13 protein-coding genes and 1 pseudogene are annotated in these 16,180 nt (G+C 41.6%); 5 read left to right on the forward strand and 9 right to left on the reverse strand.

The features are described from left to right. Positions 1 to 5: 5 nt before the first annotated feature. Complete coding sequence (locus P4S58_RS09605; RefSeq protein ID WP_102966741.1) at positions 6 to 728, forward strand: hypothetical protein; 723 nt, start codon at positions 6 to 8, stop codon at positions 726 to 728. Between the two features lie 172 nt (positions 729 to 900). On the opposite strand, the gene P4S58_RS09610 is transcribed toward P4S58_RS09605, so the two are convergent. The 3 genes from P4S58_RS09610 to P4S58_RS09620 are packed head-to-tail and all read right to left on the reverse strand — an operon-like array spanning position 901 to position 6,630. After that, entirely contained in the window at positions 901 to 1,839 is a 939-nt protein-coding gene (locus P4S58_RS09610; protein ID WP_337163783.1) for a diguanylate cyclase, read from the reverse strand. Next, positions 1,832 to 4,414, reverse strand: a complete 2,583-nt coding sequence (locus tag P4S58_RS09615) for a response regulator (protein WP_337164551.1) — start codon at positions 4,412 to 4,414, stop codon at positions 1,832 to 1,834. Before P4S58_RS09615 ends, P4S58_RS09610 begins: the two co-directional genes overlap by 8 nt. 26 nt (positions 4,415 to 4,440) lie before the next feature. After that, a complete protein-coding gene (locus P4S58_RS09620) occupies positions 4,441 to 6,630 on the reverse strand; it encodes a CHASE domain-containing protein (RefSeq protein WP_337163784.1) in 2,190 nt (729 codons plus the stop codon). Between the two features lie 716 nt (positions 6,631 to 7,346). On the opposite strand from P4S58_RS09620, the pseudogene P4S58_RS23695 reads away from it, so the two are divergent. Both P4S58_RS23695 and P4S58_RS23700 read left to right on the forward strand, forming a co-directional pair. After that, a pseudogene (locus P4S58_RS23695) lies at positions 7,347 to 8,096 on the forward strand (PAS domain-containing protein); the annotation flags it as partial. Positions 8,097 to 8,108: 12 nt separating this feature from the next. Then, complete coding sequence (locus tag P4S58_RS23700; protein ID WP_443089019.1) at positions 8,109 to 8,645, forward strand: methyl-accepting chemotaxis protein; 537 nt, start codon at positions 8,109 to 8,111, stop codon at positions 8,643 to 8,645. Between the two features lie 89 nt (positions 8,646 to 8,734). Here P4S58_RS23700 and arsB read toward each other — a convergent pair whose 3' ends face one another. From arsB to P4S58_RS09645, 4 genes are all read right to left on the reverse strand, one after another. Next, positions 8,735 to 9,799, reverse strand: a complete 1,065-nt coding sequence (gene arsB / locus P4S58_RS09630; RefSeq protein WP_102952889.1) for an ACR3 family arsenite efflux transporter — start codon at positions 9,797 to 9,799, stop codon at positions 8,735 to 8,737. 49 nt (positions 9,800 to 9,848) lie between these two features. After that, positions 9,849 to 10,187: a metalloregulator ArsR/SmtB family transcription factor gene (locus tag P4S58_RS09635; RefSeq protein ID WP_102952888.1), complete on the reverse strand. Its 339-nt coding sequence runs from the start codon at positions 10,185 to 10,187 to the stop codon at positions 9,849 to 9,851. Between the two features lie 108 nt (positions 10,188 to 10,295). Next, positions 10,296 to 11,132 (reverse strand): alpha/beta fold hydrolase, encoded by an 837-nt coding sequence (locus tag P4S58_RS09640; protein WP_337163786.1) that lies wholly within the window; start codon positions 11,130 to 11,132, stop codon positions 10,296 to 10,298. A gap of 31 nt (positions 11,133 to 11,163) precedes the next feature. After that, positions 11,164 to 11,577, reverse strand: a complete 414-nt coding sequence (locus tag P4S58_RS09645; protein WP_042490159.1) for a MarR family winged helix-turn-helix transcriptional regulator — start codon at positions 11,575 to 11,577, stop codon at positions 11,164 to 11,166. A gap of 294 nt (positions 11,578 to 11,871) precedes the next feature. Here P4S58_RS09645 and P4S58_RS09650 point away from each other — a divergent pair, with 294 nt between their 5' ends. Together P4S58_RS09650 and P4S58_RS09655 are read left to right on the forward strand one after the other, a co-directional pair. Continuing rightward, a complete protein-coding gene (locus tag P4S58_RS09650) occupies positions 11,872 to 12,798 on the forward strand; it encodes an SMP-30/gluconolactonase/LRE family protein (protein ID WP_337163788.1) in 927 nt (308 codons plus the stop codon). A 91-nt stretch (positions 12,799 to 12,889) separates the two neighbouring features. Then, a complete protein-coding gene (locus P4S58_RS09655) occupies positions 12,890 to 13,669 on the forward strand; it encodes an IclR family transcriptional regulator (protein ID WP_337163791.1) in 780 nt (259 codons plus the stop codon). Here the strand turns inward: P4S58_RS09655 and P4S58_RS09660 are convergent. Both P4S58_RS09660 and P4S58_RS09665 read right to left on the reverse strand, forming a co-directional pair. Further along, complete coding sequence (locus tag P4S58_RS09660) at positions 13,666 to 14,454, reverse strand: IclR family transcriptional regulator (RefSeq protein ID WP_337163793.1); 789 nt, start codon at positions 14,452 to 14,454, stop codon at positions 13,666 to 13,668. The two genes, P4S58_RS09655 and P4S58_RS09660, sit on opposite strands and share 4 nt — an antisense overlap. Before the next feature lie 173 nt (positions 14,455 to 14,627). Beyond that, positions 14,628 to 16,151, reverse strand: coding sequence for a CoA-acylating methylmalonate-semialdehyde dehydrogenase (locus P4S58_RS09665; RefSeq protein ID WP_337163795.1), 1,524 nt, complete (start codon positions 16,149 to 16,151; stop codon positions 14,628 to 14,630). Positions 16,152 to 16,180: the final 29 nt, after the last annotated feature.

The following is a 16,180-nucleotide window of genomic DNA, read 5'->3' on the forward strand; positions in this document are numbered from 1 at the left end:
ATTCAATGAAAGATTGGAACGATAATCAAAAAGTGTGGAATGGCACCCTTAGAATATGGAGACTTGTTGGTTTTCTAGTGTTAATTAGCTGCGCATACTGGATAGTAAGTTACGACTATACCGCCCCACCTAAAAGATCTATTCGTATCGCCGGTATGAAACCGATCGATGCAAATATAAAGGCTTGGGCGAATTACTGGGTCACAGGTGATGAATGTGAATCTTACTCTTATGACATGTTTGGTCGTAAAGCTTATCGAGGAGGGAAAAGCACAGAGCGTTTTACACAAAATTATGCAAGTGACTCTAATCGTTATGAGCTGCGAGTACCCTACCAAACTTATACTGATAGCCAACATTGTATTGTTGAGTTACGCGATATAACCGTTGAAGCGTATAACGCATTTGATACCGTCGGATTTGCGCAGTTACGTGTCTATCAAGCTGGAACAGAATACTACAATAAACCAATTGCGTTAAGTTCAAAAATTGAAGCAAAAGACTGTGATGCATATATAAAACAAGGTGTCGTTAACAAAATATGGTTTGGTGGCTTGGGTTGTTATTTCTATTTTGATGGGCAGAAAATATCTGAAAAACCAGAATATAATGCCGGACAGGTTTACTTCGATTTCGCGCAATTTAATGACGATACCTTAATTCACTACGATATTTTTGCTGGCGAAAATTATCGTAGTGATCCATTAGATCCCGCTACGGGAAAATAATGTTTAAATACATCGAGCACCCGCTAGAGATGGGTATTCTTAATAGCAACCTGCCCCTTTATCGCTGTACTTTCAAATAAAAAGAACCTGCATAGTCGACAGATTCTTTTTGTTGATACAAAACGCTCACTATTTATAGATATCAAGCTTCAGGTTTACCAAAGTGCTGCGACTACACTTCCAGCGCTTGGTAAGAGTATCGATTACGTCCGTCGTGTTTGGATTGATATAAAGCTTTGTCTGCGGCGCTGACAATATCAAGAGGAGTGACAGAACTAAAATCACACTGCATAGGATCTAACGTCGAATAGCCAACAGACACAGTTACGATTGGGTAGATAGCTTCCGGTGCGTGCTTAATCGCTAAATCAGCAATTGTAGACATCAAGCTACCGATGAGAACTTCGGCTCCTTTTTTATCCGTGTTTGGCAAGATTAGAGTAAACTCTTCGCCGCCAAAACGTGCAGCAAAATCCGCAGGACGTTTGGTAACGTTGTTCAATCCCCTTCCAATCGCCTTTATACAGTCATCCCCTTCCACGTGGCCGAAATAGTCGTTGTATTTCTTAAATTCATCGATATCAATCATCACGATAGATAAAGGTTCTTGTTGCCTGCGCGCACGCCTAAACTCGATGTCTAACTGTTCATCAAACGACAACCGATTAGCTAGCCCTGACAAACTGTCTGTATGTGCCAGCTTGTTCAGTTGCACAAGAGCTTTATGGTAAGCGAGATGGGTTTGCACTCTAGCAGCGACGACGCGCGGTTTTAGTGGCTTAGTGATAAAGTCGGAAGCACCTGCATCAAATACTCTCTCCTCGAAACCAGCTTCTATCTTACTGGTAATAAAAAGCACCGGAATACTCGCGGTCGCCATATCTTCTTTAAGCATTATGCAGAGCTTAAGACCATTGATGTCTGGAAGCTCTACATCCAACAAAATTAAGTCTGGGCGAGTTTCACTGACCATCTCCAAAGCTTGAGAAGCCGTCGAGGCAAAACGAATTCGACCAACGTCTTGCAACACTTTATGTAATGCGATAACGACGGAACTGTCGTCGTCCACAATAAGGATCTCTGGAATGTTTTCTTCCGACAGCTTATCCATTATCTTTCCTTGAACTGAGTACAAAAGGCTCTAAGACCTCTTTAGCCTGTGTGAAATTCAAACGCTTTGTTGAATCCAGTAACGAATTGAACTTATCGCGTCCTAACAGATTGAATAAATGTTCTTTTTCTTCTTCAACCAATGTTAATGCATTTAAGTCTTGTTCGTTAAACATTTTCAATAATTCTATGGCGGCATCTAGTGAGGCTTCATTGTCAATCGTTGAAGGAACGATCGAGATTTCCTGACTTTGCTTCCATTGCATGATTGCCGCTTTAGAAGCCGCATTTAGCTCTTTAAGTTCTGATACCAGCTCCTGCATGATATTTTCTGCGTTTGTGTCTGGCTCCCTTAAGGTATTTTCAGCGGATGAAGCAAGCGTATGGAGCCGCTGCGCACCAACCATACCGGCTGAACTACGTAATTTGTGCGCTTGTGCGGCCAAACTCTCGCGAGTCTCGGGATTATCTAGACTATCGGCACCGATAGCTTTATCCGACAATAAGTTTTCATTGTCTTCCAGCAGATGCTGAAGCGTATTAAAAAACAGTTCTTTATTGTTCATTAACAGCTGTTTAGCTTCTGCTAAATTTAACCCCTTAATCGCTGGCCAGCTGTCTTCCGATTGTAAAGGCATATCAATAGAATCTGCTTCAATACTCGTTCCAAGCGGTTTCGATATATGAGTTCTCAACACACTGATTAACTGTGCCGGACTAATAGGTTTGGTTAAGAAATCGTTCATTCCGGCCTCGAAAGCACGTTTGCGTTCTTCAACCAAAGCTCCTGCCGTTAACGCTATGATAGGAAGTTCCGTCATACCAAGAGATTGACGGATGTGTTTCGTAGCAAAAAGTCCATCCATAACCGGCATTTGTACATCCATTAAAACTGCATCGTAATTTGACGAATTAGCTTTCAACTTATTAATGGCTGTGTCGGCACTATTCGCGGTTTCTACATCTGCTCCCGCTTGAGTCAGAAGATACTTCGCCACTTCCAAGTTTGTTTCACTATCGTCAACCACCAAAATGCGCGAGTTGCTCAGCCATTTTGCTTTTATTTGAGCTGTCGTCGTAGCGCTCAAAACACGCTCAATATCACCCGTGAAACGACAAACCGTATCATTCACCGCATCAAATAGGGTCGATGCAGACACTGGCTTTTGCAATGTATAGGCGATCAAAGGATTATCATCAAACTGGCCTAATTGCTGTTTTTCAATGTCTGAAACCATGAGTACGGCTGGCAGTTTATCTTTTTCGATTTGATGAGCTAACTTCTCTAGTGTTTGAACACCATCAAGATCGGGCATTTTCCAATCAACAATTAAAGCATCCGGTAGACGCAAACCGTGCTCTTGCCTTTCAATAAAGAGTTCGACAAGCGCGTTCCCGTCATTCACTAGATCTGCTCGCCATCCTAGTGAGCGAGTAAGTGACATAATCTGCTTAGCATCTTGTTCATCATTTTCAGCCACGATGAGATACAACATTTGCTGATTTTGTAATCCGGATAACTCAATTTCATCAGCAGAAATCACCGAGAAAGGAACATCAACCCAAAATGTAGAACCTTTACCCTCCTCGCTTTTTACGGCAATTTCCCCATCCATAAGTCCAACAAGCTGACTTACGATAGATAGCCCCAGTCCAGTTCCGCCATATCGTCTTGTGGTACTTGCATCCGCTTGTGAAAAAGGTTTAAAAAGTCGTGATATGTTTTCTTGTGATATCCCCACACCAGAATCAGTAACAGAAAAACGCACAATGGCTTGAGGTTTATCATCAATAACTTTCGTATCTTTCAGTTCAACGTTAAAACTGATCTTTCCGATATCAGTAAACTTGAGGGCGTTACTCAGCAAATTATTCAAGATCTGCTTCAACCGTAACGGGTCAGCTTCTACCCAATCGGGCAAATCACGTGATAGTACTAAAGCAAATTCAATCTTTTTCTGTTCTGCTTGAATAGTAAACACGCCGCTGATTTCGTCAGAAAAATCGCGAAGATTAACCGGCAGTAACTCTAAAGACATCTCATCCGCTTCAATTTTGGACAGATCCAACACGTCATTGACTATTCCTAATAGTGACTTGCCCGAAAGGCTTATTTTATCTATCAGTAGACGCTGTGTTTCTGTCAGTGATTCGTCGGCAAACATATGAGTTAACCCGATGATCGCGTTAAGAGGTGTCCTTATCTCATGGCTAGTATTCGCCAGAAAAGCGCTTTTAGCACGTGTTGCATTCTCTGCTTCTTGTAACGCCACCTTCAGTTCTTTTTCTATTTTTAGTCTTTCAGTGATATCTCGAAGCGAAACGGAGACAAGCAAATCATCTTCCATAGGAACCGCACTTAAACTAATTTCCACAGGAAACTTTTCACCAGTGCCTTTTAATGCAAATAGCTGTCGTGAGGGAGCCATGCGACGATTTTCAGGGTTATTCATGTATGCATTTAAATACATACTGTGAGCTCCCCTAAATTCTAGTGGGATGAGTTGATCAATCGAATTATTCTCAAGTTGACTCCTCGACAAACCAAACACTTTCTCCGCTTCCGCGTTTACCATTTTGACAATGCCAGTTTGATCCACAATCAAGGTGGCTTCAGGGAGGACTCCAATAGTGCTTTAAATCTTGATAATTCTTTGGTTTGTTGACGTTGTAACTGGTGATTCCATTTCTCGCGCTGTGACACCAAAGCGCTCATCCAAAGCCAATATTGAATCACAACGCTCACAAAAACGAATATTAGAATGGCAAAAAATAACACTATAAATTGCCAGGAAATACGAATGATAAATGGCAGTTTAGTGCTCGTTGTATAGATATTGAGATGTCTGGGCGACGTGGTAGTGTCTAAATTGAACATTGAATCAACAGCCCAAATATCGCCACTATTGCCTGCATATTCATTGGCTCCGGTGATCGCCAATATTGTCGGCTCTACAGGGAGAAATTCATTACTCCACTTGACCGGATTACCGTTCTCAAACGCAAAGGATTGGCTCGGTTCAGGATGTACAATAAAACTCCCGTCACTGTTCGTAATGTAAGATTGGATATGAGCGATATTCCCCAAAGTAATCTCATCTAAAATTGCAGTGGCGTTCAGGTTAATAATGATGAGACCAAATGGTTTCCCATCTTTAAAATACAAAGGTGTTGAAAACCGCCAGACAGGACGATGAGGGGTTTCAATGATTCCATATTCTCTATTGAGATTGATATCAGACACATAAACCTTACTGTCTCCCACACTCAACGTTTGTGATATATAAGGCTCTGAACTTTTATCCTGTAAATCAGCGTCATTAAAGACAATAAGACTGCTGCCTTCTCTTTGTACTTTTACCTGTTCTTTCCAATTATTTTCTTCGGTGATAAGTCTTACTTGAAATACTTCTTGAGATGTCTGCATGTAAGCTTTGAATATCTCTGTCATACGCTCTCGCCACAGCTCTTTCAACGCACGCCCAACCAATGGCATATCCTGACTTTCCATTTGTAGCATTGCTATAACTGGCGGAGTATTGGCTAAAAAGAGCGTGTCACGACTATATTGTGCGGCTATTTCTTCAAGGTTTGACTTCACTTCATGATTATTACGAGAAAGTTCATTTGCTAAGTCTGATTTTTGCCTCTCCAACATTTGCCAGCTGATTAATAAAAACACCGCTAACATAGTGACGATTGCTGACGGCCAAGTTTTTCTTACGTTCGAACTACGCAAGAAGTGCAAGACGCTTTGAACACCACGATATGCTTCACGGTTTTCATCAAAATCGTCCCCTGCATTTGTGCGCAAAAAATTAACGCTCAGAACTAACAGCAAGGTCAGCCCCATACCAATGATAATAACCCAGTGAATGTCCCAGCGATTGGCCATGTAAGCCTCATCATTCGGAACAATTTCTAATTTCCACTCCTGCCCCATAACGTTGATTACACGTACCATTTTGTCTTCTAAATGGTAGTTCGAACCATGACCATCACTAATATAAAACGGTGTTGATTCATTTTGGTTACTCAGTTGGACTTGTGCATGGTCTATAACCAAAGATAAACCGGCCAATACGTCATCAATGATCAAAGGAGCATACGACCAACCGACTACATTTTGCTCCCTAGCCTCTGGGGTTTGCATGGTGAAATCGTTTGGAAAGATAGGCAGCATAATTAACACACCGCGTCGGGCTTTTTTGTCAGCCTGTACCAGCGTAATGGGCTCACTCAAATACGCTCGGTTTTCTCTTGCAGAAGCTAGTGCTGCATTTCGGCGGTTTGTTTCAGAGCCAATATCAAGCCCTATGGCTTGTTTGTTCGGAGCAATAGGATAGATGTATTGAATAATGAAACGATCACCATCATGAGGATTCAATGAGCGAACTGAAAAATCCGGCATACCATCCTGCCGAGCCATTTCGAGAAAACGTTGTTCTTCCTTGACCGGCACTCGTCTAATAAAGCCAAATCCAAGCGCACCCGGAAATTCTCTGGTGATATCACGCGTTCCAATATAGTTTTCAAATTGCTTACGAGTGATTTTATCTGGTCCCGCTGTGACAACGGAACCACGAGCGCCCCTCAATCCATATTCGTACAGAGCAAAACGCTCCTGAATAATTGATTCGGCTTGCGTCATAAGCAACTCTATATGAGCTTTATCATCCTCTTGGTTTTGGGAGTGCAGCAGTATTGCAATTAATGCTGTAAGTAATGTACCCGCACACAAAGGAAGCCAAATAGATAAAAAACGGAAAGTTTTGGTCAGAGAAAATTTCATAAGGAGTAGCCCAATTCAATTTCTTCGGCTGGAACAGACAGAAATAGCGTTCTCTCTGACGTGGAATCACGCGAATGGCTTTGAACTGACCTTTCAAATGGCGTGGTGTGAAAATCAACTTCGCTATCAAGCAAACAAAAGAGCCGTTGTTCAACTGAATTATCAACCAATAATATTCTAGGTAAAGACTTACCGACTGAGAACATGCTCTCTCCTTCTGCTAGGCACGCGCAAACCAATGAAAACGCATCACTCAACATGCCATATGTTAAAAGTGTAGTTTAGAAAAACTGTATAGCCTGAATTCGGTTAGCTAAGCCAATTCGATCAGATAAATAACAACGCCGTTTTGCAATGCGTTATTAGATAGATGGCAGAACCAACATTAACAAATGTTCAAAAGCTGACAAAGAAAGATTAACGGTTAAACGGTCTACTTACACACCTCTGAAACATTTGTACAACATTTAAAACTCACCTTTACAACAAGTGGCACATCGATTGCTCAGATAGATAGCGCGCAATATATTTTTAAGATTTATGCAAAGGCGCGGCTCTTTTTCCTACTCCTGTTAGTAAATTGGTTAACGATTTAAGTCACTTTAGATAAGTGGTTTATATGGCTAACTAAATACGGTATCTCTCACAACGCCTTAACTATTAAGCAGTTGCGCTTGAGAGGAACTCATTATGTTGTTCACATTAACGGGGTATATATGTTTGGTAGAAAAACAAAATTAGCATTGCAAAATGCAAATGAAGAAATTGCAAAACGCGATTCGCTTTTATCTTCAATTCAAAATAGTGTGGCTGTAATCGAGTTTACTCCAAGTGGAAAAATCATTTCAGCTAACTCTCTATTTCTTGATGTGGTTGGCTATCAACTCAGCGAAATTGCAGACAAGCATCATTCCTTGTTCTGTAGTGAAAACTACAGTAAATCAAAGGAATACTCGCAATTCTGGAAAGATATCGCCAACGGAGTTCCTCAGTCAGGAGCTTTTGAACGCATTAATAAAAATGGCGAGACAATCTGGCTGGAAGCGACATATTTCCCAGTCAAACATTCAGGGAAAGTCGTCAAAGTGATGAAAATCGCTTCAGATATTACAAAACGACGTATTAAAGATGAGGCTCAAACCAACTTAATCAAAGCTTTGAATCGTTCTCAAGCGGTGATTGAGTTTGATCCTTCTGGAAAAATTCTTGATGCAAATGAAAACTTCCTGCAAGTCTTTGGTTACAAGCTAGAACAAATTAAAGGGCAACATCATAGAATGTTGTGTAACGATGATTTTTATATTGAAAATCCACGCTTTTGGGACGACCTAAATAAAGGGAGTTATAAATCTGGGCAATTTCTACGTAAAGATAAATATGGGAATGATATTTGGCTTGAAGCGACCTATAACCCCGTCATTGACCGTTTTGGCAAGGTAACTAAGATCATTAAATTTGCTACAAATATAACCACTCAAGTGAGTAAAAACTTAGCTGTTGCAAAAGCTTCAGAAGTCGCATTGTCCACTTCTGTAGAAACTTCGCAAATCGCTAAAGAAGGAGCTTCACTGTTAAATGATTCGGTAGCACTGTCGACACAAATTGCCGATGATGTTCGAGTTACAGTAGAAAAAGTCCAAATGCTGAATGTTCAATCTCAGAACATTTTTTCAATCGTATCAATCATTAATGGAATAGCGGAACAAACCAATTTACTGGCTCTGAATGCTGCAATAGAAGCAGCTCGTGCCGGAGAGCAAGGTCGAGGATTCGCTGTCGTTGCTGACGAAGTTCGTTCATTGGCATCAAGGACCAGTAAGTCTACATCCGAGATTACCCATGTAATCACGGCAAACCAAAAATTGACTGAAGACTTAACTTCTGCAATGGAATCCGTGGTTGGCACTTCCAGTAAAGGTAAAGACAAAATCACTGAAGTATCAGCAGTGATGGACGAAATATACCGTGGCGCAGAGAATGTTTCGAAAACGGTGATGCAACTGTCTGAAAGCTAAACATTGCTTCCATCAACCACCATAATTCCAACACCTAAGTTTGGACTTACGATTTCTGAATATCAGACCGTAAGTCCCTACTAGGTCACTTAAGAATAGTATTTACGCTTCATTCTTAGGGCTACGTTAACTAATGCGATTAGCACAGGAACCTCTACCAAGGGACCAATGACACCAGCAAAAGCTTGATCAGAGTTTAAACCGAACACTGCGATGGAAACAGCGATAGCAAGTTCGAAGTTATTCCCAGATGAAGTAAAAGCGATTGATGCGTTCTGATCGTAAGGAATACCTAATCGTTTTCCTAAGTAAAAACTAGCAAAAAACATCACCATAAAATAAATGATAAGTGGCACTGCTATTCTGAAAACGTCCATTGGCAACTCAATGATCATCTCGCCCTTTAGACTGAACATCAGCACTATAGTCGCCAAAAGCGCAATAAGTGTAATTGGTGAAATAAGAGGAATAAACACATCGTTGTACCACTGCTCACCTTTTGCAGACACCAACAACTTACGGCTTAAGAAACCAGCTAGGAATGGGATACCTAAGTAAATGAGTACACTCTGAGCAATATCCAGAATTGTCACATCCACAACAAAACTTTCCAGTCCAAAGTAAGGTGGTAAAACAGTTATAAACAACCACGCCATAAAGCTGTAAGTCACAATTTGAAATGCACTATTCAAAGCAACTAACGTCGCTCCATATTCTTTGTTACCGCCGCTGATATCATTCCACACCAAAACCATCGCAATACAGCGAGCGAGGCCAATAAGGATTACCCCTACCATATAGCCCGGTTGATCTCTCAGGAAAATGATGGCAAGGGTAAACATCAAAATCGGTCCGATGACCCAGTTCATAACTAATGAAAGTGTTATTGCTCTCTTGTCACGAGTCACTTCTCCCAACAGGCTGTAATTCACTTTTGCTAAAGGTGGATACATCATCAAGATAAGGCCAATAGCCAGAGGAATATTCGTTGAACCCACAGACATAGTCTCGTTCCACTCAGCGACTTGAGGGAACAATACTCCAACGCCTACGCCGACAGCCATCGCAAGAAAAATCCACAGCGTTAAATACCGGTCCAGAAAACTCATTTTTTGGGAGGCACTGGCCTCCTCACAACCTACGATGTTACTCATAGAATCCCCTTCAAATTAAACTAATTTGTAAATATGTTTTGTACCGATATTAGCTAACCGAGCCATTTAAACATGACTTACTTTTGATACTGTCCAGCTCTAACTCAATGAGCGATAGATTGTTTTGCAACGTAAGCTCCAACACTTGTTTAATCCAAGGTTCTATATTGGGATTAACTCGGTAATAAACCCACTTTCCTCGACGTTCATCAAGAACGAGGTCATGTTTTCGCAACTCTGCAAGATGTCGTGAGACTTTCGGTTGACTAAGATTAAGCGCTTTCATCAGGTCACATACACACAACTCCCCCAGCTTCTGCATCAAAAGCATAGATTTAAGGCGAGTTTCTTCTGAAAGTGCTTTGTAGAGAGAGATTGGATAAGACATAAAAAGATTTCAGCTTCTATTACATACGAAATATCATATATGTGTTTTTCCATATATGTCAATTTTAAAAGCTAGATAATCTGGTCGCCACAAACAAGTATCCGTAGACTATCGTCCTAAAAAGGCACATAAGGCTTGATTAAAAACCTCTGGCTGATCCATTAAAGGTAAATGCCCAGCGTCTTGTATCCTAATGAGCTCCGCTTTAGGCATTATCTGGCTAGCTCTTTCACCATATTCTCTAGAGAACAGCCTGTCGTTTTCCCCCACTATTACGAGGGTTTGATGAGTTATTTGAGCTAGTGAATCCTCCGGTATTGCTGATACAGCTGCCCCTCTACCTTGAGTAAAAGCCTTTTTACCACCAGGCTTTTTCAGTACTTCAATAGAATAGTAAATATGACTCGGGTCTCTACTCTCTGGACGAGATAATAAATATTGAGAATTAAAACGACTTGCGAGCAAAGATGGAAAACTGTTCATCCAAATCATTCCTAGCATTGGCCAAAAGGAAGGCCGTGCGCCCAATCCTCCCGAGTTAACAAGTACTAACTTATCCACCATGTCTGGATTGTCTAATGCAAACTGAATAGCAATAGCACCTCCTTGACTTAACCCGACAAGGTGTACTTTTTCCTCCCCTAACTCCGATAAAAAGGCTTTCAACCAACCCGAAAAATAAGCTCGGTCATAAAGTGCGTCTGGTTTATCCGACTCTCCATAACCCACGATATCTGGCGCTAGGACACGAAAACTTCTAGCAATGGCATCCATTGAGGGATACCAAGTGACCGCTCCGGCACCTGCACCATGCAGTAATACAACGGGAAAACCGTCTCCAGTAGTTAAATAGGTCGTCCTGATCGAATCACAGGTCAACGCCTTTTTAACTACAGGCCGACCCATTTTTTCAATCAGTTTTTGTCTGTGATTAATCTTTTTCATCACATGCTCCTATTTAAAACAATCTGAAACACTAGAGCTTCAGCTTATTGATGATGACTTGCAGCGTAGACAGTTCTTCTTGATCCAATAGAGAAAATATTGAGTCGGCAGTGTGTTTAACAGTAACTAGGGCATCTGTTAGCACTTCATGACCAACATCCGTCAAAACCACCAAACTTTGGCGCGCATCTCTGGGATTACTCTCTTTGAAAACTAGATGATTTTTTTCCATAGGTAGCAATACCCTTGTTACACCAGATGCAGTAAGTCCTATTTTTTCAGCCAAATGCACACGACTCAGTTTGCTTTCATAGGCTGAATGCAGATGATACATGATGGTAAATTCAGTGAAGCTAACCCCATGAACACTAAGGGATAAGTCCAATTTTTTACTTAGCAGTGAACCTATAAATGCCTGTTGCGTGATAATTGAAATATTGTCCACTTCTGTTCCTCTCGCTTATTTAATCATTGCAAGATACTTGATCACTCAAGCATCTTGCAAGTTTTATTTCTGGCTATTTCTAAAACAACATGTAATTCAAATAGCTAAAAGGTATCAATTAGCCTTGCTAACACTTGAGGAGAGTTCAGTCTCATTAAGCAAAAACCGTTTCTTATTTCTGAACCTAAGTTTGAAGTCCAATCTGTCTCACAATATCAGTAACTAATGCTATCCAAAGAGCAATTTGAACTATATTGAAACAATTAGTATCGATATAGGTTAGTTTATGCTTGTATGCACTCATTAAAGGAAATCAATGCTGTAATAGGCGAATCGCCGATCTGGGACGAAGCCACACAACAACTCGTTTGGGTAGAAGCTGCAGGGAAGGAAGTGTTTAAATACAGTTTCATCAATGACAGTTTAAAGCGTTATGCACTTCCCTTTGAAGTCACAGCAGTATCACCATGCAACAACCACCACTGGATTTTCGCCAGCAAGCAAGGTCTGTTTTATAGTGACCCAGAGTTTGGACGTTTTACATCACTTGGCGATCCATGCCGTCATTCAAGCTATTTACACCTTAATGACGCAGTGGCTTCACCAAGTGGCGAGCTCTGGTTTGGCTCAATGAATAGTGAGAACCTTGAGTCACCTGATGGCAAGCTATTCAAATTGTTAAAACAAAAAGTGACTGAACTTGATGAAGGTTTTAGTGTGGCAAATGGAATAGCTTTCAATACAAAGTTAAAACGCGCTTATTGTTCAAATATGTTTCAACGACGAGTTTATGAATATCAACTCAACGAGAGTATGACTCAGATATTGAGTAAAAGTGTATTTGCCGAGTTTGCTACTCAAGAAGGGTTTCCTGACGGTTTAAGTGTCGATTTAGCAGGTAACCTTTATATCTGCCACTGGGACTACGGCATGATATCTTACTATCGTCCTAATCCTGACTCGCTCGCGAAAGGAAAAAAATTGGGGCAAATTAGTCTACCGGTCAAGCACGCAACCCGCTGTACTTTTGGCGGTGAGGGTTATCGAACATTGTTTGTCACTACCGCTAGTTATGGCATGTCTGAAGAAGAACGAGCTTTATATCCATTATCCGGCCAAGTTTTGGTTCTCGACGCGCCAACAACAGGTAAGCCTGAATGGAAAGTGAATGCTGATTTAATATCAGCTAAACTCGCGACCGTTAAAATACCCGCCAGTTGAAACTCATTGAAGAGTCTGGGAATATAACGGCGTTTCCCCCTTAGATTTGAAAATACAGAGAGTTAGGGTGGATATTTAAAAGGAATCAAAAGTGTTGGAGAAAGCAAATTCCGTTGATCGGCTGATCAGCATTATAGATAAAATAGGCACCGCTAAGAGCCCTATGCCTGCGTCCGATATTATTTTTCATACTGGGATTCCTAAACCAACATGCCACCGCCTTTTGCAACAATTAGAAGAGGCAGACTACGTACAACTTGATGAGCGAGGTCATTTTTACCCAGGTCCTCAAATGCTCTCAATTGCCCTCGATGTTAAATGGACTAATCAGCACAAGCTGCAAAGGCAAGCTATTTTGCACGGCTTAGCCAATAAGCTCCAAGAAACATGTGGCCTAGCGCTAGCTAAGGAAGATCCTTTGCCCCATATGGTCTACTATGACCGAATTCAAACTAACTGGCCTCTTCAAATTGTTATTCCGGTTGGATTCCCTACTCCACTTTGGGCATCGGCCAGTGGAAAGCTGTTTTTAAGCACATTAACAACTGCGCAGTTGCGCCGAGTACTCAGCAAAATAGAACTAACTCAATGTGCAAAAAATACCATCACAGATAAACAAGCGCTAAGGAAAGAGCTAGCTCAAATACAGAGAAGAGGCTATAGCATTGATAATGAAGAGTTTATTGATGGCATGGTGGCTATCTCTCTCCCACTGTATGACATAGATGGCAACTTTATGGCAGCTCTATTTTGCCATTGCCCAAAAAGTAGAAAGGATGTTGGCGATCTCGAAAACTATCTTCCAATACTGCGTTCAGCACAAAGAAACCTAGAAACTGTATATCAAGATATGAAGCAACAATTTGGCTAACTTCGGTTAGCCAGCTCTGCAAGCGTAAAGTCATAAATATCTTGAGCAGCTTGCTGTATATCGGGAAGGTAAGACTTGAGAACTTCCATTGGGGTGCGGAAGCTTGGTGCATGGCAAAATAGATAGCCGAAAACAAAATCATCACTGCCTATCGCCACAGATACCGCAACCATGCCATCAATAAACTCTTCGTTGTCTTCTCCATATCCTTGGTTTCGAATTCGATTAAGTTCTTCAAAAAACAAACCTTCATTGGTAATGGTTTTCGGCGTGCGTGCATTGAGCCCCATATGGTGCACAACATTTTCTAAAATGGTCTGTTCTAAACTAGAAAGATATAGCTTTCCTGATGCCGATGCCGCAATCGGTACTGGGCTTCCCTCTGCGAGATTAATTTGCAATGGCCAGTTACAGTTAACACGCTCGAAATACGTCATTTCAATACCATTCGGTACAGATATTCCGCAGGTTTCGCCAATTTTATCAGCCAGCTTTTTTAATACATCCAGACGCTGTTCGGAGAAACGCTGACTTTTAAGGATATGGTTAGATAAGGAGTGCAGAGCTGGACCTGCGATCAATCTCCCTATGATGTTTTCTTGTAGATAGCCCAATTCAACCAAATGATTTATCAACTTGTTCGCTGACGCAATGGGCATCGATAGTTGGAGCGCAACAGACTCCCTATTCAATTGCCCACGGCTATGTGCCACAGTCGCAACGACTTGTAACACGCGATCGAGTGTTGAGCCTTTTGTTGAGTTAACCGAATCAGGTGCTAACATAAGTTGCTGTTCTTCCTTGATGTATGGGCTATTAACCTAGCGCTAGCCTATTGTTTTTGACGCAATTGCGCAACTAACGAAGTGTTTATTCAGATAAAAATAAAGGCTCACTCACTTGTAAGCCTTTGTTGCTAACTCTATACGCTTAAGCAGAGCCCTGCCATTTCACTGCCTCACTTCATAGTCGGCATAACAAACTCTGCCTGTGAGTTTATGGATGATACTGAGTTAGACTTAATATTGGAGCTCGGCCAACGACTTGTAATTGCCTTCATTCGAGTGAAGAAACGTACACCATCAGGGCCATGCATATGCAAAGGACCAAATAGAGAACGCTTCCAGCCACCAAAGCTGTGGAACGCCATTGGAACAGGGATAGGCACATTCACTCCGACCATACCAACCTGAACGTTGGCGGTAAAATCTCTAGCTGTATCACCGTCTGCGGTGAAAATTGCTGTGCCATTTCCATATTCATGCTGATTAATCAAATTTAATGCTTGTTCATAGCTTTCTACTCGAACAACGCAGAGCACAGGGCCGAAAATCTCCTGCTGATAAATTGTCATATCAGGTGATACGTTATCGAATAGTGAGCCCCCAAGAAAATAACCTTGGCTAGACTTCGCCAGCTCATGGTCTCGACCATCAACAACCAATATTGCGCCTTCTTTTATACCCAGCTCAATATATCCACAAACTTTTTGTTTGTGTTCATTTGTAATCAAAGGTCCCATGTCATTTTCGACAGTTTGCCCATAGCCGATACCGACTTTCAAAGTAGCAAGCTTGTCTTGTAGGTTACTCACCAACTTATCGCCTACCTCATCTCCTACCGCAACCGCGACAGATATCGCCATACAACGCTCACCGGCAGCACCGTATGCGGCGCCCATCAGAGCATTCACGGCACCATCTAAGTCAGCATCAGGCATGACAACCATATGGTTTTTTGCTCCACCCAAAGCCTGTACGCGCTTGCCATACTTGGCTCCTTGCGAATAGATATACTCAGCAACAGGTGTGGAACCTACAAAGCTCACAGCTTGAATTCTTTCATCTTGAAGTAGAGCGTCTACGACCTCTTTGTCGCCCTGAACGACATTGAATACACCATCAGGAAGCCCAGCTTGCTTTAGCAACTCTGCGACATAGAGCGAAGCAGATGGGTTCTTTTCTGAAGGTTTTAGAATGAAGGTATTTCCCGTAGCAATCGCAATTGGAAACATCCACATTGGAACCATAACAGGGAAATTGAACGGGGATATCCCCGCAACCACACCTAATGGCATCATTTGAGAGTGAGCATCGACACCTGTACCCACATTCAAACTATGTTCGCCTTTTTGTAAATGAGGTATACCACAAGCAAACTCGACCACTTCTAGACCTCTTGTGATCTCACCTAGAGCATCACTGAATACCTTCCCATGCTCGCGACTTATAATTTCTGCCAACTCATTCCGACTGTCTTCAAGTAATCCTTTGAACTTAAAAAGTACACGAGCACGATTAAGAGCCGTTGTTGCAGACCAATTTGCAAAAGCCGCCTGTGCCACGTCTATCGCAGCTTCTACTTCGTTCTGGTTAGACATAAGCACTTGATTTTGCTCTTGACCCGTTGCTGGATCATAAACAGTTTGGCTTCTTTCTGACTGACTGGTTACATATTGGTTATTAATAAAGTTACTAATCATTACTTTCTTCCTTGTCTGAGTTTTTTGGG

It is taken from the genome of Vibrio sp. Hal054 (assembly GCF_037162405.1).
In the GTDB taxonomy this organism is placed as follows: domain Bacteria; phylum Pseudomonadota; class Gammaproteobacteria; order Enterobacterales; family Vibrionaceae; genus Vibrio; species Vibrio diazotrophicus.

Coding starts and splice junctions, on each gene's coding strand:
- P4S58_RS09605 (WP_102966741.1), top strand. CDS start 6: ATGAAAGATTGGAACGATAATCAAAAAGTGTGGAATGGCACCCTTAGA.
- P4S58_RS09610 (WP_337163783.1), bottom strand. CDS start 1,839: ATGGATAAGCTGTCGGAAGAAAACATTCCAGAGATCCTTATTGTGGAC.
- P4S58_RS09615 (WP_337164551.1), bottom strand. CDS start 4,414: ATGGTAAACGCGGAAGCGGAGAAAGTGTTTGGTTTGTCGAGGAGTCAA.
- P4S58_RS09620 (WP_337163784.1), bottom strand. CDS start 6,630: ATGAAATTTTCTCTGACCAAAACTTTCCGTTTTTTATCTATTTGGCTT.
- arsB (WP_102952889.1), bottom strand. CDS start 9,799: ATGAGTAACATCGTAGGTTGTGAGGAGGCCAGTGCCTCCCAAAAAATG.
- P4S58_RS09635 (WP_102952888.1), bottom strand. CDS start 10,187: ATGTCTTATCCAATCTCTCTCTACAAAGCACTTTCAGAAGAAACTCGC.
- P4S58_RS09640 (WP_337163786.1), bottom strand. CDS start 11,132: ATGAAAAAGATTAATCACAGACAAAAACTGATTGAAAAAATGGGTCGG.
- P4S58_RS09650 (WP_337163788.1), top strand. CDS start 11,872: ATGCACTCATTAAAGGAAATCAATGCTGTAATAGGCGAATCGCCGATC.
- P4S58_RS09660 (WP_337163793.1), bottom strand. CDS start 14,454: ATGTTAGCACCTGATTCGGTTAACTCAACAAAAGGCTCAACACTCGAT.
- P4S58_RS09665 (WP_337163795.1), bottom strand. CDS start 16,151: ATGATTAGTAACTTTATTAATAACCAATATGTAACCAGTCAGTCAGAA.